General features: G+C 59.0%; 24 protein-coding genes. 13 read left to right on the top strand and 11 right to left on the bottom strand.

The features are described from left to right. Window positions 1-48 precede the first annotated feature (48 nt). Window positions 49-591 carry a chromate transporter gene (locus ABVS15_RS01750; protein WP_369282070.1) on the top strand — a complete coding sequence of 181 codons (543 nt, stop codon included), beginning with the start codon at window positions 49-51 and terminating at the stop codon, window positions 589-591. Then, window positions 588-1,175 carry a chromate transporter gene (locus tag ABVS15_RS01745; protein WP_369282069.1) on the top strand — a complete coding sequence of 196 codons (588 nt, stop codon included), beginning with the start codon at window positions 588-590 and terminating at the stop codon, window positions 1,173-1,175. Before ABVS15_RS01750 ends, ABVS15_RS01745 begins: the two co-directional genes overlap by 4 nt. A 123-nt stretch (window positions 1,176-1,298) precedes the next feature. On the opposite strand, the gene ABVS15_RS01740 is transcribed toward ABVS15_RS01745, so the two are convergent. From ABVS15_RS01740 to ABVS15_RS01730, 3 genes are all read right to left on the bottom strand, one after another. Beyond that, window positions 1,299-1,664: a DUF1294 domain-containing protein gene (locus ABVS15_RS01740; RefSeq protein WP_369282068.1), complete on the bottom strand. Its 366-nt coding sequence runs from the start codon at window positions 1,662-1,664 to the stop codon at window positions 1,299-1,301. A 95-nt stretch (window positions 1,665-1,759) separates the two neighbouring features. Then, window positions 1,760-2,686, bottom strand: a complete 927-nt coding sequence (locus ABVS15_RS01735; RefSeq protein WP_369282067.1) for a pseudouridine-5'-phosphate glycosidase — start codon at window positions 2,684-2,686, stop codon at window positions 1,760-1,762. Window positions 2,687-2,757: 71 nt separating this feature from the next. Further along, the gene (locus tag ABVS15_RS01730; protein ID WP_369282066.1) at window positions 2,758-3,849 is read right to left on the bottom strand and encodes a PfkB family carbohydrate kinase; all 1,092 of its coding nucleotides are present in this window, start codon (window positions 3,847-3,849) and stop codon (window positions 2,758-2,760) included. Window positions 3,850-4,028: 179 nt separating this feature from the next. Between ABVS15_RS01730 and ABVS15_RS01725 the strand changes: the two genes are divergently transcribed. The 7 genes from ABVS15_RS01725 to ABVS15_RS01695 all read left to right on the top strand — a co-directional run bounded on the left by ABVS15_RS01725 (window position 4,029) and on the right by ABVS15_RS01695 (window position 10,165). Next, entirely contained in the window at window positions 4,029-4,886 is an 858-nt protein-coding gene (locus ABVS15_RS01725) for a lipoprotein (protein WP_369282065.1), read from the top strand. Window positions 4,887-5,057: 171 nt separating this feature from the next. Next, window positions 5,058-6,809: an ABC transporter ATP-binding protein gene (locus ABVS15_RS01720; protein WP_369282064.1), complete on the top strand. Its 1,752-nt coding sequence runs from the start codon at window positions 5,058-5,060 to the stop codon at window positions 6,807-6,809. Continuing rightward, entirely contained in the window at window positions 6,802-7,599 is a 798-nt protein-coding gene (locus ABVS15_RS01715; protein ID WP_369282063.1) for an RNA-binding protein, read from the top strand. Before ABVS15_RS01720 ends, ABVS15_RS01715 begins: the two co-directional genes overlap by 8 nt. Before the next feature lie 12 nt (window positions 7,600-7,611). Further along, window positions 7,612-7,836 (top strand): DUF4177 domain-containing protein, encoded by a 225-nt coding sequence (locus tag ABVS15_RS01710; protein WP_369282062.1) that lies wholly within the window; start codon window positions 7,612-7,614, stop codon window positions 7,834-7,836. A 13-nt stretch (window positions 7,837-7,849) separates the two neighbouring features. After that, window positions 7,850-8,059, top strand: coding sequence for a DUF896 domain-containing protein (locus tag ABVS15_RS01705; protein ID WP_369282061.1), 210 nt, complete (start codon window positions 7,850-7,852; stop codon window positions 8,057-8,059). Between the two features lie 5 nt (window positions 8,060-8,064). Further along, entirely contained in the window at window positions 8,065-9,270 is a 1,206-nt protein-coding gene (locus ABVS15_RS01700; protein WP_369282060.1) for a 5-bromo-4-chloroindolyl phosphate hydrolysis family protein, read from the top strand. Window positions 9,271-9,337: 67 nt separating this feature from the next. Continuing rightward, window positions 9,338-10,165: an alpha/beta fold hydrolase gene (locus ABVS15_RS01695; protein WP_369282059.1), complete on the top strand. Its 828-nt coding sequence runs from the start codon at window positions 9,338-9,340 to the stop codon at window positions 10,163-10,165. Between the two features lie 211 nt (window positions 10,166-10,376). Here ABVS15_RS01695 and ABVS15_RS01690 read toward each other — a convergent pair whose 3' ends face one another. The 4 genes from ABVS15_RS01690 to ABVS15_RS01675 form a co-directional block, all read right to left on the bottom strand. Continuing rightward, complete coding sequence (locus ABVS15_RS01690; RefSeq protein ID WP_369282058.1) at window positions 10,377-10,805, bottom strand: divergent PAP2 family protein; 429 nt, start codon at window positions 10,803-10,805, stop codon at window positions 10,377-10,379. A 469-nt stretch (window positions 10,806-11,274) separates the two neighbouring features. Further along, on the bottom strand, window positions 11,275-12,564 hold the full coding sequence (locus ABVS15_RS01685) for a dicarboxylate/amino acid:cation symporter (RefSeq protein ID WP_369282057.1): 1,290 nt from the start codon (window positions 12,562-12,564) through the stop codon (window positions 11,275-11,277). 51 nt (window positions 12,565-12,615) lie between these two features. Beyond that, on the bottom strand, window positions 12,616-13,461 hold the full coding sequence (gene dapF / locus ABVS15_RS01680; RefSeq protein WP_369282056.1) for a diaminopimelate epimerase: 846 nt from the start codon (window positions 13,459-13,461) through the stop codon (window positions 12,616-12,618). 250 nt (window positions 13,462-13,711) lie between these two features. Further along, entirely contained in the window at window positions 13,712-14,884 is a 1,173-nt protein-coding gene (locus tag ABVS15_RS01675) for a glycosyltransferase family 4 protein (protein WP_369282055.1), read from the bottom strand. A 504-nt stretch (window positions 14,885-15,388) separates the two neighbouring features. On the opposite strand from ABVS15_RS01675, the gene ABVS15_RS01670 reads away from it, so the two are divergent. After that, a complete protein-coding gene (locus tag ABVS15_RS01670) occupies window positions 15,389-16,081 on the top strand; it encodes a PolC-type DNA polymerase III (RefSeq protein WP_369282054.1) in 693 nt (230 codons plus the stop codon). A gap of 47 nt (window positions 16,082-16,128) precedes the next feature. On the opposite strand, the gene ABVS15_RS01665 is transcribed toward ABVS15_RS01670, so the two are convergent. After that, window positions 16,129-16,644, bottom strand: coding sequence for a M48 family metallopeptidase (locus tag ABVS15_RS01665; protein WP_369282053.1), 516 nt, complete (start codon window positions 16,642-16,644; stop codon window positions 16,129-16,131). A 238-nt stretch (window positions 16,645-16,882) separates the two neighbouring features. Between ABVS15_RS01665 and ABVS15_RS01660 the strand changes: the two genes are divergently transcribed. The 3 genes from ABVS15_RS01660 (at window position 16,883) to ABVS15_RS01650 (ending at window position 21,848) form a co-directional block, all read left to right on the top strand. Beyond that, window positions 16,883-18,160, top strand: coding sequence for an aminotransferase class I/II-fold pyridoxal phosphate-dependent enzyme (locus tag ABVS15_RS01660; RefSeq protein WP_369282052.1), 1,278 nt, complete (start codon window positions 16,883-16,885; stop codon window positions 18,158-18,160). Then, a complete protein-coding gene (locus tag ABVS15_RS01655; RefSeq protein ID WP_369282051.1) occupies window positions 18,157-19,026 on the top strand; it encodes a radical SAM protein in 870 nt (289 codons plus the stop codon). Before ABVS15_RS01660 ends, ABVS15_RS01655 begins: the two co-directional genes overlap by 4 nt. A 242-nt stretch (window positions 19,027-19,268) precedes the next feature. After that, window positions 19,269-21,848 (top strand): cation-translocating P-type ATPase, encoded by a 2,580-nt coding sequence (locus ABVS15_RS01650; protein ID WP_369282050.1) that lies wholly within the window; start codon window positions 19,269-19,271, stop codon window positions 21,846-21,848. A 220-nt stretch (window positions 21,849-22,068) separates the two neighbouring features. Here the strand turns inward: ABVS15_RS01650 and ABVS15_RS01645 are convergent, their stop codons facing one another. The 3 genes from ABVS15_RS01645 to ABVS15_RS01635 all read right to left on the bottom strand — a co-directional run bounded on the left by ABVS15_RS01645 (window position 22,069) and on the right by ABVS15_RS01635 (window position 26,338). Further along, window positions 22,069-24,498, bottom strand: a complete 2,430-nt coding sequence (locus ABVS15_RS01645) for a ribonucleoside triphosphate reductase (protein WP_369282049.1) — start codon at window positions 24,496-24,498, stop codon at window positions 22,069-22,071. 308 nt (window positions 24,499-24,806) lie between these two features. Further along, complete coding sequence (locus ABVS15_RS01640) at window positions 24,807-25,505, bottom strand: anaerobic ribonucleoside-triphosphate reductase activating protein (RefSeq protein ID WP_369282048.1); 699 nt, start codon at window positions 25,503-25,505, stop codon at window positions 24,807-24,809. After that, window positions 25,502-26,338 (bottom strand): hypothetical protein, encoded by an 837-nt coding sequence (locus ABVS15_RS01635; RefSeq protein WP_369282047.1) that lies wholly within the window; start codon window positions 26,336-26,338, stop codon window positions 25,502-25,504. The genes ABVS15_RS01640 and ABVS15_RS01635 overlap by 4 nt, the downstream gene beginning before the upstream one ends. Between the last annotated feature and the right edge of the window lie 2 nt (window positions 26,339-26,340).

The following is a 26,340-nucleotide window of genomic DNA, read 5'->3' as shown; positions in this document are numbered from 1 at the left end:
CCCGACGCGGGTGCGGAAGGGAGCAGCGAGGAAAAGAGGAGGACTGGTTTGAAAAAGTACTGGATGCTGTTTATCGCCTTTGCGAAAATCGGCGTGATGACCTTCGGCGGCGGAATGGCCATGCTGCCGATGCTGCAGCGGGAGGTGGTGGAGAACAAGAGCTGGGCCACCGAGGAGGAGCTGTCTGACTATTTTGCCATCGGCCAGTGTACGCCCGGCATCATCGCGGTGAATACCGCCACCTTTGTGGGGCAAAAGCTCTATGGTGCGCTGGGCGGCATTGTGGCGACCCTTGGCGTTGCGTTTCCGTCGCTGGTGATTATCTCCCTGCTGGCGGGGATTATCGACAGCTTCAACCATCTGGCATGGGTGAAAAACGCCTTCGCGGGAATTCAGGCGTGCGTGTGCGTGCTGATTTTCAACGCGGTGGTGAAGCTGCTGAAAAATTCGGTGGTGGACAAGCGGACGCTGGTGATCTTTCTGCTGGTGCTGGCGGGAAGCTTTGCGCTGGATGTGACGCCGGTGATATTTGTGGTGCTGTCCGCGCTGGCGGGCATCGCGCTTAAGCAATTGGAGGCGCGAAAGGCATGATTTATCTTCAGCTTTTTTGGGAGTTTTTTAAGGTGGGCCTTTTTGCCGTGGGCGGCGGAATGGCCACGCTGCCGTTTCTGGCGCACATGGGGGAGGCTACGGGTTGGTTTACCCAGAGCCAGCTGATGAACATGCTGGCCATTTCCGAGTCCACCCCGGGCCCTGTGGGCATCAACATGGCCACCTATGTGGGCTTTACTTTGGCGGGGGTTCCGGGTGCAATTGTCGCCACCGTCGGAGAGGTGGCCCCCTCCATCATTGTAATTCTGATCATCGCGGTGCTGTTGCAGCAATTTCGCCAAAGTAAATATGTGCAGTTTGCATTTTACGGTCTGCGTCCCGCCTCTACCGGACTGATTGGCGCGGCCTGTCTGGGCGTAATTCTGGAGACGCTGGTGAATTTCACTGCCCTGTCGGCCAAGGGCGTGGATTGGGCCGGGCTGTTCAACTGGCGGGGGCTGGCGCTGGCGGGGGCCTTGCTGGTGTTCACCACCTGGGTCAAGCCCACGAAAAAGTGGCATCCCATTGTCTTTATCGCAATCTCTGCCGTCGTGGGCGTGGTGTTCCACTTCGGCGGGGTGTGAGAGAAGCGTAGCCCCAAGCGAAAACCGGTGCACGAAGCAAAAACCACCCGCATTGCTATTAGCAATGCGGGTGGTTTATTTGTAAAGCGTATGTACTTTCCTGTGGTTGAGCTTCGGCGCTGCTTACCAGTTGGAATGGAAATAGACCCAAAGACCCCCAACCACTACGACCTGCAAAAGCAAAATGGCAGGAATGCCGAAGCGGAACGTCTTGTGAAGGGTCTTATGGTGAAACACCTTCATGCCCAAAAGTGCACCGAGACTGCCGCCAATGGCGCTGAGGAAAAACAATGTTTTTTCCGGCACCCGGCGTGTAGCCTCGTGACTTACCTTCCACTTTGCCTTCAGCTTGTCAAGGCCGAAGACCAGAAAAGTAATCAGGTTGATCAGCAAAAGCCACGTGAGCGCAAGGCCCAAGGGGGAGCCGAACAGGAACGCAACGGTTGAAAAGTTCGTGGCTTCCGGAAGCAGAGCAGATTTCGTCTCCATAGAGGGTCCTCCTGAAAAAGGGTCGGCCGGAAATTGGGCCGGAGATGATAAGATGGGCCGACGGAAGCCTCCGTCGGCCCATTTTATCACAGTGCTCAGCCCTTTTCAAGAGCACAAAGGGCCACGGCAGTCTTGGCTGCCAGCCGGGCGTTGTTGTACACAAGCTGGATGTTGCTGTCCAGAGAGTCGCCGCCGGTAAGGTCCTTGATTTTTGCCAGCAGGAACGGGGTAGTTTCCTTGCCGTGAATCCCCAGCTGCTTTGCCTCCTCAACGGCCCGGGTGATTGCACCGTTGATAACAGCCGGGTCCATGGAATACTCCTCGGGAATGGGGTTTGTCACCAGCATTCCGCCGCCAAGGCCCAGCTGCTGCTGGACGTGGAAGGCCTTTGCCAGCTCCTCCGGGGTGTCCAGACGATAATCCACGCCGAAGCCGGATTTCCGGGTGTAGAAAGCGGGCAGCTCCTCCGTGCCATAGCCGATGACAGGCACGCCGTGGGTTTCCAGATACTCCAGTGTCAGGCCAAGGTCCAGAATGGACTTTGCACCCGCGCAGATGACCATGACGGGGGTGTGGGCCAGCTCCTCCAGATCGGCGGAGATGTCCATCGTGGTTTCCGCGCCCCGGTGAACGCCGCCGATGCCGCCGGTAGCAAACACGGAAATGCCCGCAAGGCTTGCGATGATCATAGTGGTGGTGACAGTGCAGGCCCCGTCCCGGCCCTGTGCCACCAACACCGGCAGGTCCCGGCGGCTGGCCTTGGGGATGCCGTGACCAGTTTTGCCCAGATAGTCGATTTCATCTCTGGTCAGGCCTGCCTTCAGGCGTCCCTTAATGATGGCGATGGTGGCGGGAACGGCGCCGCTGTCCCGGACGAGCTGCTCCACGTTCAGCGCTGTCTCCACGTTCTGGGGATAGGGCATACCGTGGGAAATAATGGTGGATTCCAGAGCGACCACGGGCTTGCCCGCGTCCAGCGCGGCGCGCACTTCGGGAGAGATATCCAGATAATTGTTCAGCATAATGATTCCTCCGTGTATAATTTTTGATTAAAAATGACTGATTGTAAAATAATTTGCTGAAAATCGGGGGATTAAAGCGCTTTGCAGACTTCGGCACGACGGCACAGCTCGTCCGCCTGCATCGCCGGATTGATCGTCTCTCCGCTCTCCATGGCGATGGAGGAGGCGGCAAGCCCCAGACGGGCGGTTTCTTCCAAATCCGATCCCCGGAGATATGCCCAGGTGATGGCGGCCATAAACGCGTCGCCGCAGCCGGTGGTGTTCACCATGGTTCCGGGGATCACCGGAAGTTGCACCGCGGCGTGGTGGTCGGCAGCAAACACGCCGTCGGCTCCCAGCGAAATGAAGACCCGTCGCAGTCCGGTTTCCAGCAGGGTGTCCGCCGCCCGGCGCAGACTTTTTTCATCCCGGATTTCCACACCCGAAAGCAGCTCCGCCTCAATGCGGTTGGGCTTGAGGGTGTGAAGCTTTCCTAAGATGGGTCCGAGCTTCTCCGCCTTGGCGGTGGAGACAGGGTCGCAGAAAATGGGGGCAGCGCAGTGGTCCGCCAGATAGGCAAGGGCCTCTGCCGGGGGATTCGTGTCTGCCACCACCACCTGCGCGCCGTCCAGCAGCTTTTGCCGCTGGGCCAGAAACTGAGGCGTCAGCCGCTCATAAATTTCCATGTCGCTGACGGCAAGGGCCATGTCGCCCCCCTCGTCGGTGATGAAAAGATAGGTGGAGGTGTGTTCCCCCGACAAAAAGGGGGACTGGGATACGTCAATGCCCACCTCCGCGCAGCCGGCGGCAATTTTCCGGGCGTTCAGATCGTCGCCGAACACCGTCACCATCCGCACGTCCAGCCCCATGAGGGCCATGTTGTGGGCAATGTTCCGGCCCACGCCGCCAAGGCTCATGCGCACCCGACCGGGATTGGAGTCCCGGGCCACCGGTACCTCGGCGGGCCAGCCGCCAATGTCCATGTTCACGCCGCCCACCACCGCCGCGTAAGGCGCGGTGCGGACAATGTAGCCCTTCCCGGCGATGCAGCCCTTTTTCATCAGATTGGAGATGTGAACAGCCACGCTGGAGCGGGTGATGCCCGCTTTTTCCGCCAGCTCCTGCTGGGAAATCAGGGGATTTTCCTCAATCCAGTTGAGCAGCTGGCGCTCTCTTTGGGTCATGAACTTCACCTCTGTAAGCTTTTTAATATTTAGTAATCACATGTTTATTTTACGCGTTTCAGGCAATTTGTCAAGAGGGAAATCCGCGGGGTTTCATCTCAAAATGAATCCGAAAATATTGATTATGGGAACTCCCGGCGTATGATTTCCGTCCAAGAGGAAAAAGGAGGCTGATTTGGGTGAAAAAAGTGCGGATAGCAATCTTGTTATTGACTTTGTGCGTGGTTCTCGCGGCCTGCGGACAGGCTGCGCCCCCGGCCGCAGTCGGAGGTGGGTCCTCTTCCTCGGCGGGGACCTTAAAAGGAGAAACTTTATCGACGGGAACGGTGACCGTGTGCCGGATTGTGGATGGGGCGGAGACGGGGGAGCTGCTACTGGCGGAGCTGAACGGCGCGGAGAACGGCGTGTATCTTCTGACGGTGGGGAACCTGCCCGTGACGGTGGACGGACAATCTTCCGACGCAAAAGACCTTACCGACGGCATGACGGTGGAGGTGGAGCATTCCGGCGCGGTGCTGGAAAGCTATCCCGCCCAATTTGCGCAGGTTATGTCCCTGCGAGCACAAACGCCGGAAAATGGGAGTTATACCGACCTGTGCGGCCTGTGGCTCAAGGTTTTGGACGACCTGTGGAGCACAGACCCGGGCCTGAACGGCATGGAGGGCGGCGGCACGGTTCCCTATGTGGGCGTAGATTTAAGCGCCGCCCCCGGTGACCTGACGGAGACGGAAAAGGCCGCGGTGGTGTGGCAGTTTGGGCGGCTTCACGGGGCGCAGGCCCTGACCGGAACCTTTGACGAGCTGGCGGAGCAGGGATATATTGACCGGGAGAAGCTTTTCTGGAAGGACGGAGTGCTTTTTTCCATCACGGCGGATGAGCAGGGCGAAACGGCTGATGCCAGCCTGCCAACCCTGACCTTTGACGCGCAAAAGTGGCGCGGCGGCGACGGGGCGTATTTCTTTTCCGACTGCGTATGCGTCTGGCCGGAGCGCGGCACATGGACGGAGTACAGCATCGGAAGCGAGGCTATTTCCTGAGTGAAAATCCCCGCCGGACACGGACTGTCCGGCGGGGATTCCTTGTTGCGCCAAGGGAAATCCCATGCTATAATATATAAGAAGCGGGCAGGATATTGAAACCGCCGTTTCCACGGAGTTTTCCTATATTATAATGTCCGGTTTTCACCGGCTGAAATCAGGAGAGTGAGCATGACCGCCAAAGAATTTCAAACCCGTTCCCTATTTCAAATTTTTATCGGCTATTTCAAGCCCCACCGGCGGCTTTTCTTTTTGGACATCGGCTGCGCTTTTATCATGTCCCTCATTGATTTGGCGTTTCCGTTTGTCTCCCGGTGGTGCATGTATACTCTATTGCCAGCAAACGCATGGCAGGCATTTTTCGCCGTAATGACGGTGGTGGTGGCGGCCTTTACCCTGCGGGCGGCCCTGAGCTACGTCATCGCCTATTACGGGCACACCTTCGGCATTCTGGTGGAGGCGGACATCCGCCGGGACCTGTTTCACCACATGCAGGAGCTGGACTTCCGTTACTACGATAAAAACCGCACCGGCCAGCTGATGAGCAGGCTCACTGCGGACCTGTTCGACATCACGGAGCTGGCCCACCACGGACCGGAGGATGTGTTTATCTCTTTTGTGACCATTGTGGGGTCCCTTGCGGTGATGTTTACCATTCAGTGGCGGCTGGCGCTGGTGATTGCGGTGATTCTTCCCGTGTTTTTCGCCGTGGTGTGGAGCTTCCGCCGGTCTATGGCGGAGGCGTCGGACGCGGTGAAGCGGAAGACCGCTGCCATCAATACGGATATCGAGTCCGGCCTGTCCGGCATCCGCACCGCCAAGGCCTTTGCAAACGAGGCGGCGGAGCTGCGCAAGTTTGACCGGTCCAACGAGACGTTTAAAACCTCCAAGCGGATGTTTCACAAGGCCATGGGCCGGTTTAACGCCGCCATGGAGTTTTTCCTGTGTATGCTGCAGGCGGCGGTGATTGCCGCGGGCGGCTGGCTCATCATGCAGGGGCAGATGAACACCATTGACCTGATTACGTTTAGTCTGTATATCACTACCTTCGTCAGCCCCATCCGCAAGCTCTCCTCCTTTATGGAGCTGTTTGCCAACGGGTCCGCGGGCCTGAAGCGCTTTGCCGAGCTGATGCGGGAGGAACCGGCGCTGAAGGACGCGCCGGACGCGGAGGACCTTTCCCGGGTGGAGGGCCGGGTGGATCTGGACCATGTGAGCTTTGCCTATCGGGACAATCTGCCGGTGCTCCACGATGTTGACCTGCACATCCGCCCCGGTGAAACCGTGGCGGTGGTTGGCCCCTCGGGGGGCGGAAAGTCCACCCTCTGCCAGCTCATTCCCCGGTTTTACGATGTGTCCGGGGGCAGCGTGCGGCTGGACGGGAAGGACATTCGCCATGTAAAGCAAAGCTCCCTGCGCCGCAACGTGGGCGTGGTGCAGCAGGAGGTATTTCTATTTGCCGCCAGCGTCCTTGAAAACATCCGCTATGGCCGTCCAGACGCCACGGAGGAGGAGATTTTCAAAGCCGCGAAGGAAGCGGAGATTTACGACGATATCTGCGCCTTACCCGATGGGTTTGACACCTACGTGGGCGAGCGGGGAACGCTTTTATCCGGAGGGCAGAAGCAGCGCATTTCCATCGCCCGGATTTTCCTGAAGGACCCGCCGGTGCTGATTCTGGACGAGGCAACCTCCGCGCTTGACAGCGTGACAGAGGCCAAAATTCAGGCCACCTTCGAGCGGCTTGCCAAAAACCGCACCACGCTGATGATCGCCCACCGGCTTTCCACCGTCCAAAAGGCGGACCGGATTCTGGTGGTGGAGAACGGCGAAATTGTGGAGCAGGGCCCCCACGCGGAGCTGCTGGCGAAAAACGGCGCGTATGCCCAGCTGTACCGCACGCAGGAGCTGCGCCATGGATAAGACGAAGCTTCTGGACAGGGCCGCGAAAAGCGGAGAGGAGCGGCTGATTCTTGCCCGGGTACTGGACCGGCTGGAGCAGGCCCAAAGCCGCAATATTCCCGCGGCCACAGATTTTCTTTCCCCGCAGGAGCGGGCCTCCGCCGAGGTGCTTTTGCGCCTTGCGGGCGTGGGAGAGACAGAATATGTATCCATGGGTGGCTACGAAGGCGCCGAGCGGCGGATTCTGTTGTTCCTGCCGGATTGGATGGACATAGAAGCCGCAGCAGAGCAAAGTCCCCTTCGGTGCCTGCGGGCGAAATACCGCCCGGAATACGACCTTGGGCACCGGGATCTTCTGGGAAGCCTGATGGGCATGGGCGTGACCCGGGAGAAGACAGGAGACATTCTGGCAGGCAAAGAGTCCTGCGATTTGATTGTGCTGGAGGGCGTGGCGGAGTTTCTGCTGCAAAGCTGGGACCAGGCCGGGCGGGCAAAGCTGAGCGTTTCCGCCATTTCGGCTGAAGAGCTGTCCGTCCCGGAGGAGCGCTTTGAGGAGGTCCGGGACACGGTGATGAGCCTTCGGCTGGACGCGATTGCCGCCACGGGCTTTAAAATGGCCCGGGGAAAGGCCGCTTCCCTGATCGAGAGCGGTCGGGTGCAGGTGAACTGGATGGAATGCACCAAGCCGGACCGCCTGCTGGCAGAGGGAGACACCGTTTCTGCCCGGGGTGTGGGCCGGTTTACAATGACAGAGATCGGCGGTGTCACCAGAAAGGGCCGGACGTCCATTGTGGTTCGGCGGTCCGTTTGAGGAGGCGCGCATATGCTGGAATATGGGTTTGAAACGGTGCCTTGCCGGCTAGGCGGCGGATTTGCAAGCATAGCTGTTGGCGCGGCGGGTATTGAAACACAGGAGTACCGGGAAGTCATTTGCCGAAGAGCGGCTGATGGCTGGCGATACGCCGGGTGCATCCCCCGGATTCAGCGGGCAGAGGGCTATATAGAGACGATTGACTTGATTTTTGAGCGGGAAACCCCCATAGAGTGACAGGAGGAACTGCATGGAGCAAGCGAAAATTGACCGCATCAACGAACTGGCCCGCAAGGCGAAGTCGCCCGAGGGTCTGAGTGAAGAGGAGACGGCGGAGCGCACCGCGCTGCACAAAGAATATGTGGGTGCTGTGCTGGGCAATTTACAGGGACAGCTGGACAACACCGTGCTTCTGCGGCCCGACGGGTCGAAAGAAAAGCTGAAAAGGAAAGAGAAGTGACGCCCATGACCCCCGAGAAACGAAATAAGGACGGCGACTGGGGCTATTGGGCGCTGATTGTCTTCCTGTTTGCCATTGGAATTTGGCCCGTGGCGCTGTTTATGCTGTTTTCCAAGCTGTTTGGCAAGAACGGCGGCAGGAAAAAAGTTGCGCCCGCATCCTCCGTGCGCCCGGGTATGGAGCAGACTGGCCAGCAGGGGCATGTCGGCGGTCGGGCGGAGGCCGCGGCCAGAAATCTGACACGTCCTCCGGCGGTGAAGCGGTCTAATTCTCGGACCATGAAAATTATCGGCCTTGTGGCGATGGGAATCGGCATTTTGTCGGCTGCCGACCCGGCTGGGATGGTGTTTTCCGGTTTCAGCGGATACCTTTGGGACCTCTTGCAGTATCTGGCCATTGCGGCGGGCGGTTTGGGCCTGTTTTTAGGCGGGCTGAACATGGACGCGGCCCTGCGCCGTTATGCCCGCTATTCCGCCGTGCTGGGAGAGGCGGAGGCCATCTCTGTGGAGGACCTGAGCCGAAAGCTGGGCTGGTCCAGACGGCGCGTGGAAAAGGATTTGGAAAAAATGATCGATCGGGGCTATTTTGGCCCCCAAGCCTATCTGGACCAAATTCAGGGCTGCTTTTTCCGCAGCGCCCGGGCGGAGGAAGCCCACCGCCGGCAAAAGGAGGCGGAGGACCCTGCCCGTCAGCCGCCCAAGGAGGCGGAGGAGGGCTATTCCGGTATTCTGCGAAGCATTCGCCGGGCCAACGAGCAAATTGCTGACCCCGTTTTGTCTGAGAAAATTGACCGTCTGGAGGAAGTGACCGCCCGTATTTTCCGGGCGGTGGAGGCGGACCCGAAAAAACAGGGCCGCATCGATACGTTTATGAACTACTACCTGCCCACCACCCAAAAGCTGCTGGACTCCTACGCAGAGTTTGACGCGGCGGGCGTGGAGGGAGAGAACCTGCGTCAGGCCAAGCTGCGGATTGAGCAGACCATGGATTCCATTGTCGCGGGCTTTGAGCACCAGCTGGACGAGCTTTACAAGACCGACGTACTGGACGTGGACAGCGATATCCGGGTGATGGAAACCATGCTTCGGCGGGATACTGCCAGCGTAGAGCGGGACTTTGGCCTGGGCGGACCGGGGAAGGGGACCTCCCCCTCCGGGCAGAGCCGCGATGTGGATTTGGGCGGCACGGCGGCCCAGACGCAGGAGGAGTAAAGGCCCAAGCAGACACTGCGGAAAAAGAGAACAGGCGCGGAGTTGACCGCAGGCAGGAGTGGAGAAGATGTACAAAACGGTGCAAGGCGTTCGGCTTTACTGCCACAGCGTGGGCGAGGGGAAGCCGGTGGTGCTGCTTCACGGCCTTGGCTGCGACCATCGATTGATGGCGGGGTGCATGGAGCCGGTGTTTGCACATCGGCCCGGCTACCGGCGCATCTACGTGGACCTGCCCGGCATGGGTCGGTCGGACGCGCCGATGGAGCGGGCTTCGTCGGACGGGATTCTGGAGCTTTTGCGGGCCCTTGTGGTCGAGCTGACGGCAGGAGAGCGGTTTTTGCTGGCGGGGGAATCTTATGGCGGCTATCTTGCCCGTGGCCTTTTGACCACAGAGCTGGGCCCTCTTGTGGATGGTCTGCTGCTGATCTGCCCAGTGACTGTGCCGGAGCCGGAAAAACGGGAGTTACCTCCCGTGGGCGCTCTGCGCTATGATGAGGAATTTCTGCGAGAACTGGGACCGAAGGAGCGGGCGGCGTTCTGCAATCTGGCGGTGCTGGCAAACCGGCGGGTTTATGAACGGTATGAAAAAGAAGTTGCCTCCGGGCTGCGCCTTTCAAACGGGGAATTTGTGGCGGCGCTACGGCAAAGCTACGCGTTTTCCTTTGACGTGGACGCACGGGTCCGGGCGCTGGGCTTTGACCGGCCCGCGCTGCTGCTGGCCGGTCGACAGGATATCTGCGTAGGCTACCGGGACTTGTGGAGGCTACTGGAGGATATGCCGAGGGCGGCGTTTGCCCTGCTGGATTTGGCGGGCCACAATTTGCAGGTTGAGCGACCGGAGCCTTTTGCCGCCTTGGTGGCGGACTGGCTGGACAGGGAGAAGGATTGCCTTTAAGCCGCTCGTTTCATTACAGATATGAAAAAAGACGTGGGATTGCCGATTCGGCAATCCCACGTCTTTTGATGTAAGTATTCAAATGCAATAAAAGGCTCCTAAGCGGTGCGCAAATATGAAAGCTGCACCGCAAACCGACACGTCCTCCTCCGAAAGGCGGAAAGGTTGCCCGGTGTAGGCAAATCGCGGCCCGACCCGCCGGGGATGAATGTCAGCTCAGAATTACCGCCAGCACCAGACCCAACAGGCAGCCGAATGCCACCTGAAGCGGGGTATGCCCCACAAACTCTTTCAGCTTGACCTCGTTTTCAAGATCGCTGCTGGCAAGCTCCAAAAGCTCGTTGAGCGCCTTGGCGTGCTTGCCTGCCTCCAGACGAACGCCCATGGCGTCGTGCATGACGATAATGGCCAGAATGGCCGAGACGGCAAAGGTTGCCGAGTCCAGTCCGCATTCCAGCCCGGCGGTGACAGCCAGAGCCGTCACGGTCGCGGAGTGACCGCTGGGCATCCCTCCGTCTCCAACCAGGCGGCGGATGTCCAGCTTTCGGTTTACCAGCGCGTAGATAATTACCTTCAAAACCTGCGCCGTAATCCAGGCAATCACCGCGTTTATTAAAAGATGGTTGTTCGATAGCGTCATATTGTGTCAATGCCTCCCCGTACTGCAGGAATTGGCCGCGGCCCGCGCCGCCACACTTCGACATTATAGCACATACTAACCGGATGAGCCAGCATATTCGGGTAAAATCGCGTGATTTTTTATGCCGCAAACAAAAGGGCCCGCGCTTGAAAGACAGAACAATTTATGCGCCAAGGATTCTGCCCATGCCGCAATGAAGCACTGCTGAGGGCAGGCTGGAGAAAAAAAGCCGGCCCCCAGGGTGTGATAGGCCCCCCAGGTGCACATATGCTCTGGCAAGTCCTACAAACTCCCGCAAGCTGGATAAGTTCCTGATTCGTCGTGGCGGGAAAAGGCACAATTTTAGTTCCGTCAGGCCGAAAAAACCGGCGCGGCCCTCGGGCCGCGCCGGTTTTTTTACAGCTAAGCAGCAATCTGTGCCGCAGGAGGTTTCGTCCGCGCCGCGCGAAAAGACGAAAGCAGGGTTTTCTCAGCGTACCTTTCCGGAGGCAATCGCCTTTTGCAACCAATCCTTGCCGTCCACAAAGCGAGCCACCACATAGCTGATAACATAGTCTCCGGCAGAGTTGATCATGGTGGCGGGGGGATCCACCAGATTGCCGATGGTGATGGCGATGGGATAGGCCAGCTCCAACTGGGTGGGGAAGAAGACGGAGCACATGATGAATTCGCCGATGTAGCCGCCGCCGGGGATTCCGCTCATACCCACGGAGGAGAACACTGCCACCAGAATAATTTTCAGGAAGGTGCCCACCCCGTCAAACGGAATACCAAACACGCCAAACAGGAACGCAATCTTCAGCACGCAGGAGAAGCAGGAGCCGTCCATGTGCATGGTGGCACCCAGAGGAACCACAATCTCGCTGACATCCTTGGGGATGCCGGTTTCCTCCGCCACTTCCATGTTGGTGGGGATGGTGGCCACGGAGGAGCAGGTGCCGAGGCTGGTGACTGCGGGACGGAGAATGTGCTTAAACATCAGCTTCACAGCGCCCTTGCCGCCGCCGAAGCGGGCAAACAGGGGGAAAGCGGTAAACACATAGACGAAGCAGAGGGGATAGTACACCAGCAGTGCGCGGCCATAGTCCTGCGCAATGCCGGAGCCATAAGTCGCCACCAGATCGGCAAAGAAGCCGAAAAACGCGATGGGCGCGTAGTAGGTGATGATCTTGACCACCTTCATCATGCAGTTGGACAAATCCTCCAGGAACTTGCCCACCAGAGAGTCCGGTCCGCCGTTCATATTCACGCCGAAGCCAAAGATGATGGAAAACACAATCAGAGGCAGCATGGCCCGACGGCTCAGCAGGGCCACAAAGTCCTCCGCCGTGAGGAAGCTGACAATCAGCTCCGCCATGCTCTTCTGCGCATCCACCGTTCCGGCGGAAATGTTCTGCCACGGGGCCAGCACGGGGGGGATAATTTTCATTAGCACAATCATGATGACGGCGGCGATGGCCCCCGTGACCAGGAAGGTGACGATGGTGGTGCCCATAATTTTGCCGGCCCGCTTGGCGCTTTTCATGTTGGCCACGGCGCCGGAGATGGACGCGAACACCAGAGGGACCACGATGCAGAACATCAGGTTAATGAAGATCTGGCCCAGAGGCTTCAGGATGGAAGCACCCGGTCCGATCACGTCGCCGTTTGCGTCCTTCACGTTGGGGAACAGGGCGCCCACGACGCAGCCCAGCACAATGCCGCATACCATGCAGATCAAAAGGCCGTAGCTGCTCCACAGGGAGCTTTTCTTGCTCATAAATTCAATCCTCTCTTTCACACACAATGGGGAAGTTCAAACGCACTGCGTTTATTTTGCGGGGCAAAGCTCCTCGTCGGTGATTTCGCCCTTGCAAACAATGTTGGTAGGTCCCGTCAGGTACAGGGACCGGATGCCGGAGCCCTCCCGCTCCACGTCCACGATGAGCTGCCCGCCGGTCATATCCACCCGGACCCCGGAGCCGGAAACCTTGCCCTGCAAGGTCAGGACTACCGCCACAGACCCGGTTCCCGTGCCGCAGGCGTAAGTAAAGTCCTCCACGCCCCGCTCAAAGGTCCGCTCATAAACCGCGTCCTCGCCGGTAAGTTCATAGAAATTCACGTTGGCGCCCTTGGGGAAGGAGGGATGATGCCGCATGGCGCGGCCCAGCTCCCGCAGCTCGTTTGCATCCGCATCCCGCAGGCCGCGATAGGGGACCACCGCATGAGGAATACCCGGATTTCCCAGCTCCACATAGGCGCAGGAATACCGCACGCCGTCCACCTCAATGGGGTGCTCCAGCCGGATGGTGGAGGGGTCATTCAGGCGGATGCGGTAGCGCCGCTTGTCAATCCGCTTGCCCGTGACGATGCCCGCCATGGTTTCCACCGTCTGGGTTTCCCCGGCAAGACCGGTTTCATAGCCGTACCGGCAGATGCACCGGGCGCCGTTTCCGCACATTTCGCCCACTGACCCGTCGGCGTTGTAAAACAGCATCTTGTAGTCTCCGCCCTGCGTGGGTGTATCCACCACCATCAGGCCGTCCGCCCCAATGGACAGGTGCCGCTCGCACAGCGTCCGCGCCAGCTCCGAAAACTCCTCGGTTGGCAAACGCTCCTCCAGATTATTCAGAACAATAAAATCGTTGCCCGCGCCATTCATTTTCCAAAACTGCATCGGGTGTGCCCCCTTCTGAATTTACTTGCTTTATTATATCAGCAGATTCCCCACAATTACACTGGAGAATGTGCTAAAATCCATGCAAAAAGTGCGGCCTTCTTTGCGCAATTGAAAAAGTTTGGAAAAACAAAGGAACTGTGCCTGAATCATCTGCCGCTGCGCCCTGCAAAGCGCAAAAAACGCGGGCCTGAGAACGGCTCAAAGGAGCGCTTCTCAGGTCCGCGCGGCTGCTGCGTTAAAGTTATGCTTATGCAGTGGTTTCCCACAGCGAATTCCCACTGGCGGCTGCGGCATAAACCTCCGCTGCCCGGCGGGCAAAGCGCTCCGCCGAAAAGGTTTTTCGGATGTGCTCCGAAGCGGCGGCCCGCATGGAGGCGCGAAGCGCTTCATCCCCCAGAAATTCCCGGAGACGGACGAGAAATTCCTCGCTGTTTTCAAACTGCCAGCCGTTCACGCCCTCCTCAATCACGCCGTCCAGACACGCGTCCTTCCGGCACAGGGCGGGAAGCCCGGAGGCCAGGGCTTCAATATAGGTGAGGCCCTGCGTCTCGCTGGTGGAGGCGCTGACAAACAAATCTCCCAGACGGTAATAGTCGGCCACCCGGTCGGGCTTCACCATGCCCGTGAAAATCACCCTGTCTCCAAGGCTCAGCTCCCGGACGGACTCCTCCAGCGTCTGGCGGTAGGGGCCGTCGCCCACGATGAGAAGGGTAACGTCCTTCCGCTCCAGCCTTGCAAGACTGCCAAGCAGCTCCTCCACGTTCTTTTCCTTGGCAAGGCGGCCCACATAGGTCAGCACGAAATTGCCCGAGGGAATGCCCAGCTCCTCTTTCATGCGGGAAAGATGCTCTTGGTCGACGGGGCCGGAAAACCGGCGCAGGTCAATGCCGGAGGGAATCACATATACCGGCTTACGAACGCCGTAGCTCTTTAAAAGGCCGCGCACCTTCTCCGTGGGGACGATGACGCAGGCGGTCTGCGTGACGACATGCCGGGAGAAGAAGGCAACCATCCGCCTGCCCCAGGCGCGGCTGGGGGAAAAGTAGTGCGTGTAGTCCTCATACACCGTATGATAGGTATGGACGATGGGCGCGCCGGTGCGGTCGCTGATTTTCCGGGCCAGCAGGAAGGTGGAAAATTCACACTGGGTGTGAATCACGTCGGGCCGCCAGCGAATCAGGGACTGGACCTGCCGGGTGGCAAGAGCCGTACGCAGCCGTGCGCCGGGATAGATGACGCCGGCGCTCATGGCGCCCACATAGGTCACGCCGTCCCGTACCAGCGTGTGACGGGATTCAGATAAGGTCAACACACGAACCTCGTGGCCCTGGGCCACCAGTTCGCGCTGAAGATTCAATACCGAGGTCACCACACCGTTGACGGTGGGGGCGTACCAATCGGAGGTAATCAGGACTTTCATAAGGGGAAACCATCCTTTCCAACGCGGAAGAGCGTATTTGCACGCGGGACCGCTCCAAGTAGCCCGTGGGGAGAACCATCATACATAAACATGGAAAAAGGGCTCTCATTTGTGTAAATACGTCCGGCGTTCGGCGCAGCGGTCAACCGGAGTAAGCCGGCCAACGCTGTATTATCCGTACTAGTACAGTTAGTATAGGACACGCGTCTGAAAATGTCAAGGCTAAACCGAAAAATTGTATCATATATTTAATACAGAAGTACAATAGCACAATTCTGCGAAAAGTCAAGTGTCAATTGCCCGAAAGTAGCCCGTATATTCGGTTCGCGCCAGATTCGGTAAAAATCGGGCCGGGGATTGCCTTTTTTTCGACAAAAAGCTATAATGCTGAAAAGCAAGCGCTTTTAGTATCGACAAATTTGCGGAAATTTTGCACATTGGCCGATAAACTTATAAAAAGAAGAAGCCTGACGCAGCGGCGCGGGTTAGAGACGGAGATCGTTTATGGGAATACACAGCGCACTGGAGGACCGGTTTGCCCATCTGGTCCTGTTTGACACGGAGACAACGGGCATCGACCCTGCGGAAGAGCAGATCATCGAAATCGGGGCCGTCAGCGTGACGAACGGGGTGGAGGACGGCAGCTTCAACGCGCTGGTGCGCCTTTCAGGGGGAAAGACTTTGCCTCCCTTTATTACATCACTGACCGGCATCACGGCGGAGCAGCTTGAACGGGACGGCGTGGAAAAGGCAAACGCGGCGGAGGAATTCAGCAGACTTCTTACCCGGGAGAATACACTGCTGGTGGCCTACAACGCCCAGTTTGACCTGAATTTTATGTACTATTTTCTTCGGGAGCAGGGCCGCGCGTCCTGTCTCAGAAATCTGAAATTTCTGGACGCGCTCACGGTCTATAAGGACCGGCGGGACTATCCTCACAAGCTAAAGGACGCCATCGCCGCCTACGGGCTGGAGGACACTGTACAGAACAGCCACCGGGCCGTGGACGACGCGCGGGCCGCCGCCGCCCTTCTGTGGGCCATGGCCGAAGAGCGGGACGACCTTCTGGAGTATCAGAACCTGTTCGGCTACCACCCGAAATACGGGGTGTCGGGCAAGCGAATTTCCTCCATAACCTATCTGCCCCAGAGCTTCCGGCGGGGCGAGCCTCTCTATGAGCGGGCGCGCCGGGGATAAGAAAACATACGGCGAAGGGCGGGAGGCTATGCCTTTTGCCCTTTGCGCTATTTCAGCAGCTTTTTCCGCGCCCGGTAATCCGGAAGGTACCGCTCCACCAGCGCGTAAAACTGGGGCCCATGGTTCTTGTGGCGGATGTGGGCCAGCTCGTGTACCACCACCGCGTCAATGGCCGTGTCAGGCGAGCGCATCAGGTAGCAGGAAAAGCACAGGCTGTTTTTCGCGCTGCAGCTGCCATACCGCTTCTGGGCCGTGGTGATTTTGATTCCGGTGGGGGAAAGGCCCATGGCGGCGGCATACCGCGCGACCTTCTCCGGCAGGATGGTGCGGGCCAGCGCTTTCAGCGCCGCAAGCTCGTCCTCCGTGGGGGGCGGGCCTGCCGCGGCGGCCCTTTGGCGCACCTTGTCCGCGCTGCGGGCGATCCAGCTCTGGTTCCGGGCTACAAATCCCCGGATGGTTTCCTCGGAGCACCGCAGGGGTGCGCGTACCAGCAGCTTGCAATCCTTTGTAATTTCCAGCGCCAGCGTTTTCCGGCGGGAGCGAATCAGCGTATAAGCTTCCATACCGCTAAGATACCACAGCGGCGAAAAAAGCGCAAGAGCGGACCGCAGGCCGCCCAAAGCGAAAAAACATCCGCCAACGATCCGCAAACGCCCCGTAAACAGGCGGGTTTTTTGGCAAAACCGTCGAAATCCATATTGTCAGAAACAAGAGAAGCGGGTATACTGGATTTAATAAGATTTCATTAAAACTTTATGAAGAAACCGGGCGCGTTGCTCCGCCCGGGGAAGGATGGCGCATATGACCGCGTATGCCGATAGAAACAGGCAGGAGCTTTTGATGGAGCAGGAGCTGGTCTGCGAGAAATTTGAAAAGCTCCGGGACCGGAAGCTGAATTTGAACATGGCCCGGGGCAAGCCGGGAAAGATCCAATTGGATTTGGTCAGTGGGGACCTTTTGAATGTTTTCAAGGGACCGGAGGACTATGTGTCCGACGGAATCGACTGCCGGAACTACGGGGAGACGGCGGGCCTGCCCGCCGCCCGCCGCCTGTTCGCCGATATCTTAGGCTGCCGGGCGGAGCAGGTGTTTGCAGGAGGCAGCTCCAGCCTTCAGTTGATGTACGACACGGTTTCCAAGGCCTATACCCACGGGCTTTTGCACAGCCCGCGCCCCTGGTGCCGGGAAGAGACGGTGAAGTGGCTCTGCCCCGTCCCGGGATATGACCGGCATTTTAAAATTACCGAGTCCTTCGGGTTTGAGCTGGTGAGCATCCCCATGACAGAGGACGGCCCGGACATGGCCGCGGTGGAAGCCGCCGTGGCGGACCCGCAGGTGAAGGGCATGTGGAACGTGCCCAAATACTCCAACCCAGACGGGATTGTCTATTCCGAGGAAACCGTACGTCGCATTGCCGCCCTGAAGCCCGCCGCGCCGGATTTTTTGCTGATGTGGGACAATGCGTACTGCGTCCATGAGCTGGAGGGTGTGTTTGTGCCGTTTTCGGATATCCTGTCCCTGTGCGCAGAGGCCGGAAACCCGGACATGGTGTTTGAATTTGCGTCCACCTCCAAAATCACGCTGCCCGGCGCGGGTGTGTCCTGTTTTGCCTGTTCGGAGGCGAATATGGAGTACATGGTGAAGCTGATTGACGTGCAGGCCATCAGCTTTGACAAGGTGAATCAGCAGCGCCATGTGCTGTATTTAAAGGACAGGGAAAACACGCTGGCGCTGATGCGCCGTCACGCGGCCATCCTCGGTCCCAAGTTCCGCTGCGTCACCGACGCGCTGGAGCAGGAAATTGCCCCGTTGGGCATCGCCTCTTGGCGCAGCCCCAAGGGCGGATACTTTGTCTCACTCAACGCCATGCCCGGAACGGCGCGGCGGACGCTGGACCTTTGCAAAGCCGCGGGGGTTGCCATGACCGGGGCTGGCGCTGCGTTCCCCTATGGAACCGACCCGGAGGACAGCAATATCCGCATCGCCCCGTCCCTGCCGCCGCTTTCGGAGCTGGAGGCCGCCATGGAGGTGCTGTGCACCTCGCTGAAACTTGCCGCATTGGAGAAAATTTTAAAATGAACTACTACGGAAGCGTATACCGCCCCCCCTCCGAGGCGCGAAGCCTCATCGTTCAGGTGACTTACGGGTGCAGCCATAATACCTGCGCCTTTTGCAGCATGTACAAGGAAAAGCGCTTTGCGGTCCGCCCGCTGGAAGAGGTTTTGGCGGATTTCCAGGAGGCCCGGCGGCTTTACCCCCACGTGGAGAAAATCTTTCTGGCGGACGGGGACGCGCTGGTCCGCAAGGCTGGGGAGCTGGAAACGATTCTGGACACAATCCGGGCACTTTTTCCCGAGTGCATCCGCGTGACCAGCTATGCCTCGCCGGACAGCATCAACATCCGCTCCGACGAAGAACTGAAGATACTGCGGGAAAAGGGCCTAAGCATGGTTTATATGGGCCTTGAGTCCGGGTGCGACGCGGTGCTGGAGCTGATGCGCAAGGGCCACGATGCGGCCTTTATTGTAGAAATGGGGCGCAAGGTTCGCAGAAACGGCATCGCCCTGTCCGTTACCGCCATCACGGGCCTTGGCGGGCCGGCGCTTTTGGAGCGGCACGCGGTCGAAACCGCCGCCGCCTTTAACGCGATGAACCCGGAATATATCGGAATGCTGACGCTGATGGTAGAGCCCGGTACGCCTTTGTACGACTGGGTGCAGGACGGCTCCTTCCGCCTGCTGACCCCGGCGGAGGACCTGCGGGAAACCCGCATGCTGGTGGAGGGGCTGGACAGTCCCGGCAGCGTGTTCCGCATGAACCATGCCAGCAATTATCTGGCCCTGCGGGGAACCCTGAATGGGGATAAGGCCGCCATGCTGGCGGCGATTGACCACGCGGCGGCGGATTTGTCGCTGCTGCGGCCGGAGGAATGGCGTGGCTTGTAAGGGCCGCAAGAATTTTTAGCGGCATTTCGGGAAATACTTCTTGACAGCCGCCGAAAAATCGGATATGATACGTCCAATCATAAGGGAGTAGCCGGCACAGAAATGTGCATCCGCTGGCGTCAGGTCGGGCAGAATTTCTGCCCCGCTTCGGATCGAAATGGCGAGACTTTTGAGCAAACGCTGCGGCGTTGGCGCAAAAGTCTCGTTTTTTTGCGCAATGGATGCAGGAAAGGAAGAGAATTATGGCGGAAAAACGGGGAGTATGGCAGAAGGCCAGGGTGGAGTTGTTTCGGGATCTTAGCTGCGGCGAGGAGGGCCTGACAGAGGAGGAGGCCGCGCTGCGGCTGAAACAAAACGGACCCAACGAGCTTTTAGCCGAGGCGCGGAAGTCCACAATGCGGATTTTTTTGGAGCAGTTTGCGGATTTTCTGGTAATTGTTTTGATTGCGGCGGCGGCGGTGTCCATCGCTTTGAAAGATGCGGAGAGCGCGGTGGTCATTTTGGCGGTGATCACCATGAACGCGATTCTCGGAACGGTTCAGACCGTGAAAGCCGCGTCGTCGTTGGAAAGCCTGAAAAAAATGTCCGCACCCACAGCAAAGGTTCTGCGTGGCGGCGTGATCCGGGAGATTCCGGGGCGCGAGGTCGTGGCGGGCGACGTGGTGTGTCTGGACGCGGGAGACGCGGTGTGCGCCGATGGGCGGCTGCTGGAATGCGCCGCATTAAAGGCGGACGAAAGCGCCCTCACCGGCGAAAGCCTGCCGGTGGAGAAGGACATTACGGAGATTGAAGGCGACGTTCCTCTGGGTGACCGGAAAAACATGGTCTACTCCGGCAGCTTCATCACCTATGGGCGGGGCCGGTTTTTGGTCACCGGAACGGCTATGGACACGGAGATGGGCCGCATTGCGGCGCTTTTGAAGGCGGCGGGGGACAAGAAGACCCCCTTGCAGGAAAGTCTGGACCAGTTCGGGAAAAAGCTCTCTGTGGGCATCTTGATTCTGTGTGGGCTTTTGTTTATGGTGAGTGTGTTTTTGCGGCACGAGCCGGTGATGAACGCGTTTTTGTTTGCCGTGGCGCTGGCGGTGGCCGCGATTCCCGAGGCGCTCAGCTCCATCGTCACCATCGTCCTCTCCTTTGGTACCCGGACCATGGCCCGGGAGAATGCCATCATCCGCAAATTGCAGGCGGTGGAGGGCCTTGGAAGCGTGTCGGTCATCTGCTCCGATAAAACCGGAACCCTGACCCAGAATAAAATGACCGTTCAAAAGCTCTATACCGCCGGGAAAGTCATTTCCGTAGAGGATGCGGACTTTTCCGACGCGATGCAGGAGCCTTTGCTGCGGGCGGCCCTGCTGTGCAGCGACGCCACGGTGAACGAAAATGGAGAGGTGGGTGACCCCACGGAGACGGCGCTGGTGCGCCTTGGCGAGCGGTTCCGCTTTGACGAGGAAGAAGTCCGGGAGAAATACCCCCGGCTGACGGAAATCCCCTTCGATTCCGACCGCAAGCTGATGTCCACAGTCCATACCCTTTCCGGCGGACTGATGATGATTACCAAAGGGGCAACGGACGTGCTGCTGGACCGCGCTCTGCTTACGCCGGAGGAGCGCACGAGAATTGAAGCTGTTAATGAGCAGTTTTCCCGGGAGGGGCTGCGGGTGTTGGCCTTTGCCTGCCGGCATCTGGATGCCCCGGCGGTGAATCTGTCTGATGAAAATGGGCTGGACTTTCTGGGCCTGATTGCCATGATGGACCCGCCCCGGGAGGAATCTGCCGTGGCGGTGGCGGAGTGCATCTCCGCCGGAATCCGCCCGGTGATGATTACCGGCGACCACCGTATCACCGCCGCCGCCATCGCCAAGAAAATCGGTATCCTCACCGAGGGGACCGAGGCGGTGGACGGGGCTGCCATCGACGCCATGAGCGACGGAGAACTGCGGGAGTTTGTACCCAAAGTCAGCGTGTACGCCCGGGTGTCCCCCGAGCATAAAATCCGCATCGTCCGGGCCTGGCAGGAGCGGGGAAACTTGGTGGCCATGACCGGAGACGGCGTGAACGACGCCCCGGCATTGAAGCAGGCGGATATTGGCGTGGCCATGGGCGTCACAGGCACGGAGGTGGCCAAGGACGCGGCGGGCATGATTCTGACGGACGACAATTTCGCCACCATCGTCCGGGCCGTGGAAAACGGACGGGGCGTGTATGCCAATATCAAGCGGGCCATTCAGTTCCTGCTCTCTGGCAACGCGGCGGGCATCCTTGCGGTGCTGTACGCGTCCCTCATGGGCCTGCCTGCGCCCTTTGCGGCAGTGCATCTGCTATTCATTAATCTGTTAACTGACAGCCTGCCCGCCATCGCGCTGGGGCTGGAGCCCAGAAGCGAGGACGTGATGCTTCAAAAGCCCCGCCCCCGGAACGAGGGGATTCTGACCCGTGCATTCCTTGCGGACGTGGGGCTGGAGGGTATGGTGATTGCCATTGCCACCTCCATTGCATTCCACATGGGCCTGAGCGCTGGAGGAACGCCCGTGGGAACCACCATGGCCTTTGCGACGCTGTGTCTGAGCCGCCTGTTCCATGGGTTCAACTGCAAATCCCAGCGGCCCGTGCTGTTTTCCAAAAAGCTGTTCAACAACCGGTACCTCCTGCTGGCGTTTTTGGTTGGCGCGGCGCTTCTGGCAAGCGTTTTGACCGTCCCGGTGCTGGAGCCGCTGTTTGACGTGGCGGTCCTGTCGGCGACAAATCTTTGGACCATTGTGGGGCTGGCCTTTGCCAGCATGCTGGTGATTCAGGCGCTGAAAGCCCTGCGGAGAAAATAAGGGCGCTTTGGCGGAATCTAGCCTGAAAGCGTATTGGGAAGCAGGGGCGATTGCGAGTAAAAGGCATTGCCCGGAAGTATCCCGAAGCAAGAGAGCATCCGGAAGAAGCCGGGAGCAGTCCCGAGGCTTTTGAAGATGCCCAAAGCGTTTATGAAAAGGTTCCCCCGCCGCAATACGGCGGGGGAACCTTTTATGAAAGTCGTATTCTGAAAACTGCGATTCAAAGCGCGGCGGCAAGCTTGCAGATGTCGGGCGCGCCGGAAACCGCCTCCATCTTGTCCCCCCGGCGCACCAGCAGGGTGGGCGCCTGCATAATGCGGTATTTCCGAGCAAGGTCCAGATGTTCGCTCACGTCCAGCACCGTGTAGGAAAGTCCCGCCTGTTCAAGTCCCGCCTTTGCGGTTTTGCAGTTGGGGCAGGTTTTGGTGGTGAACAGCAGCAGCTCGTCTACCGCATCGCGCATGGCCCGCACGGTGGAGCTTTTCTCCGGGACGGGCTGCTCCGCAGAGAAGGGAGCAGTAAAACCGGGCACGGGCTGGGCAGTCTGTGGGGCGGGGCTTGGCGCGTGAGCTTTAAAAGCCGTTCCGGGTTCATAAAGTTTGCGGTCTTTGTATTCCTGCGCCTTGCCGTCGTTCCAGTTCTGTACGGGGCGGTAATACCCGGTGATGCGGCTGTAAACCTCGGCGGGTTTCCCGCAGTGGGGGCAGGTGAAATGCTCTCCGGTAAGATACCCGTGCTGTGAACAGACGGAATAGGTGGGGGAGAGAGTATAGTAGGGCAGTTTAAAGTTCTCCGCGATTTTGTGCACCAGCGCGGCGGCGGCTTTCCAGTCCGGCAGTTTTTCGCCCAGAAACGCGTGGAACACGGTGCCGGAGGTATAGAGGGTCTGCAACTCATCCTGCACCGCCAGCGCGTCGAACAAGTCCGAGGTGTACCCCACCGGCAGGTGGGAGGAATTGGTGTAATAGGGTGCGTCACCGGGTTTGGCGGCGGTAATAATGTCTTCGAACCGCTCCGTGTCGTGCTTTGCCAGACGATAAGAGGTGGACTCGGCGGGGGTGGCCTCCAGATTGTAAAGGTCGCCGTACTGCTCCTGATAGTCGCTGAGCCGCTGACGCATATGGTTCAGCACATCCTTGGCAAAGGATTGGGACTCCGGCGCTGTCAGGTCCCTGCGCAGCCAGGCGGCGTTCAGCGCCGCTTCGTTCATGCCGACAAGGCCGATGGTGGAAAAGTGGTTGCCAAAGCTGCCCAGATACCGCTGGGTATAGGGATACAGTCCCGCATCCAGCAGCTTGGTGATGACGGTGCGCTTGGTGTTCAGGCTGCGGGCGGCCACGTCCATCAGCTTGTCCAGCCGCCGGTAAAAGTCCGCCGCGTCCTTGGCAAGATATGCGATGCGGGGCAGGTTTACCGTCACCACGCCGACGGACCCGGTGGATTCGCCGGAGCCGAAGTAGCCGCCGGACTTTTTCCGCAGCTCCCGCAAATCCAGCCGAAGGCGGCAGCACATGCTGCGCACGTCCGAGGGTTCCATGTCGGAGTTGATGTAGTTGGAGAAATAGGGTGTCCCGTATTTCCCGGTCATCTCAAAGAGAAGACGGTTGTTCTCCGTGTCACTCCAGTCAAAATCCTTCGTAATGGAGTAAGTGGGAATGGGATACTGGAAGCCCCGGCCGTCCGCGTCGCCCTCCACCATGATTTCGATAAAGGCGCGGTTTACCATGTCCATTTCCTGCTTGCAGTCCCCATAGTTAAAGTCCATCTCCCTGCCCCCCACGATGGCGGGCTGGCCTGCAAGATCGGTGGGAACGGTCCAGTCCAGCGTGATGTTGGAAAACGGAGCCTGCGTGCCCCAGCGGGACGGGGTGTTCACCCCGTACACAAAGGACTGGATGCACTGCTTCACCTCTTTTTGGGAGAGGTTGTCCACTCGCACAAAGGGGGCCAGATACGTGTCGAAGGAGGAGAACGCCTGCGCCCCGGCCCACTCGTTCTGCATGATGCCAAGGAAATTCACCATCTGGTTGCAAAGGGTGGACAGGTGGCTTGCGGGGGAGGAGGTGATCTTGCCCGGAATGCCGCCAAGGCCCTCCTGAATCAATTGCTTCAGGCTCCATCCCGCGCAGTAGCCGGTGAGCATGGACAAATCGTGAATGTGGAGATCGCCGCTTTTGTGGGCCTGTGCCACCTCCGCATCGTAAATCTCGCTGAGCCAGTAGTTGGCGGTGATGGCCCCGGAGTTGGATAGAATCAGCCCGCCCACGGAGTAAGTGACGGTGGAGTTTTCCTTCACCCGCCAGTCGTTGATGTGCAGGTAGTTGTTCACCAGGTCCTTGTAATCCAGCACGGTGGAGCCTAAATTACGGATTTTCTCCCGCTGCTTGCGGTACAGAATGTAGGCCTTGGCCACATCGCTGTATCCGGCCTTGATGAGAACGTTTTCCACGCTGTCCTGAATCTGCTCCACTGAGATGGAGCCGTCCTTGATGTTGTCCTGATAATCCGCGGTGACCTTCAGCGCCAAAAGATCGATGATGTCGGGGTTGTAGTCCTTTCCCACGGCGTCAAACGCCTTGGTGATGGCCACGCTGATCTTGGACAGGGCAAAGTCCACGACCTTGCCGTCCCGCTTCAAAACTCGATACATACCGCTCCCACACTCTCTTAAAGTATTTCCGCTTCGCGGCGGCGGGGCAAACTGCCCTGCCGCCGCCTGCGTACCAAAGATAGGCCCATATACCGTCAGAACGGAAAGACGCCGAAGCGTCCTTCCGTTCTTATTCTAGCGGGGCTGTTGGGGGATGTCAATTAGAAGAACTCCTATATCTTGTGGAGTATTTCATAAAAAATGCCAATTGCGCCCAGATTTAGTAGGAACGCGAAAAACATAACTGTACACCAAATAGCATTTTGTGACGAAAAAAGTCAGTATTTGTCGAAAAAGGTGAGTACCGCTCAGTCCACGCCCCGGAGAGAAACTTCTCCACAAAAGGGGCGGACAGCCTCGGCAAAGGTACGCATTTCATCGGGGGAGAAGCCGTGCAGCCCGGAGCCAATCAGTTCCCCGGAGTCGGCGAAGTTCTGGAAAAAATAGCGCCGTGCCCCGTTCAGCCATTGGGCAATGGACAGCAAATCCGCCTGAGTGTGAAGCTCCCGCACCAGCGTGGTACGGAATTCATAGTCCGTCGGTCCATCCATCAAAAGCGCGGCACTCTCCTCCACAGGGGCGGTGTCAAAGTCCATTACGCCCACGGTCAGAGGGTACTTTGACAGGCTGTTTTTGATATCCATGGCTACATAGTCGATGCTTCCTGTCTCAAGCAGGGCACGGAGCCGCTGGGGATAGCACCCGTTGGTGTCCAGCTTCACCGCAAAGCCCATAGACTTTACCCGGGCGGCAAAGTCCGAAAGCCCCTCGTGCAGCAGCGGTTCCCCGCCGGAGAGCACCACCCCGTCCAGCAGTCCCCGGCGGGAGGATAAAAACGCAAGAATCTCCTGCTCCTTATACCGCTCCTGCTCCTCGGCGGGCGCGATGACCAGACGGGCGTTGTGGCAATAGGGGCAGCGGAGGTTGCACCCGCCGGTGAAGACCGTGGCCGCCACTTTACCGGGAAAGTCAACCAGTGACAGAGTTTGCAGTCCGCAGAAGGTCAAGGCAGTTCCTCTTCTTCCACCTCGCCTGCGCGTCTGCGGATCGAACCGGGCTGTAGGGAGAGGAGAAGCCCCAGAAAGAAGAGGGCACAGCCGCCTAGCAAGGCGTAGTTCGAAAGGCTTCGATTGCCTGCCAGTGCGGCAGCGCAGAGAACGACGCTGCCTCCGGCGAAAAAGGAAAAGACCTGCACCGAGCCGTCTTCAAAGGCGAAGGAGGACAGACGGAAAAAGGCCAGCGCGGCAAAGCCCAGAGCCAGCAGCTCCGGTGCATAGGTTTCCAGCGCGGGGTTTGCGGCGCGGACCCGGTAGTCCAGCACCAGATGAAACACCAGCGCCACGGGGGCAGGCAGAAGTAAGACTGGTGGCGGGGTCCTGCGGGAGCGAGAGTGCCGCCCGGCACCTGCCGAAAAAGCGACGGGCAGCAGACACAGGGCGGAAAGCGCGGTCAGGCCGCCGCAGGCCAGCGCAACTCCTGCGGGAGGGGCCCCGCTGCCGGGAAAGCCTGCGGGAGCTGAAAGGGCGGCCCGTACCTCTGCCCCCCCGGAAAGAGCCAGCAGGAAGACGCCGACCAGCAGCAGGGGTGCGGCTCCCTGCGCGGAAAAGACATCCTGAAACGGGCGGGGGTCGGGGCGGCGATCAGGCAGGCGGCGGGCAAGCAAAAACAGCCCCACCCCCAAAAGAGCCAGCAAAACCCACAGAAGATGTCCGAAAAGATTTCCGGGAACGCTCAGTCCGGTTTCCGGAATCAAGCCGGTGCGCGCCTGCGCCAGCCGCAGAAAAAAGGCCGCCGCGCCGCCCGCCGCCGCCAAAACAGCCATAGCCGTGGTGTGTTTCATTC

The sequence above is a fragment of the Oscillibacter sp. GMB15532 genome (assembly GCF_041020825.1).
GTDB lineage: Bacteria > Bacillota > Clostridia > Oscillospirales > Oscillospiraceae > Oscillibacter.
This window is presented reverse-complemented; position numbering and strand designations above follow the sequence as displayed.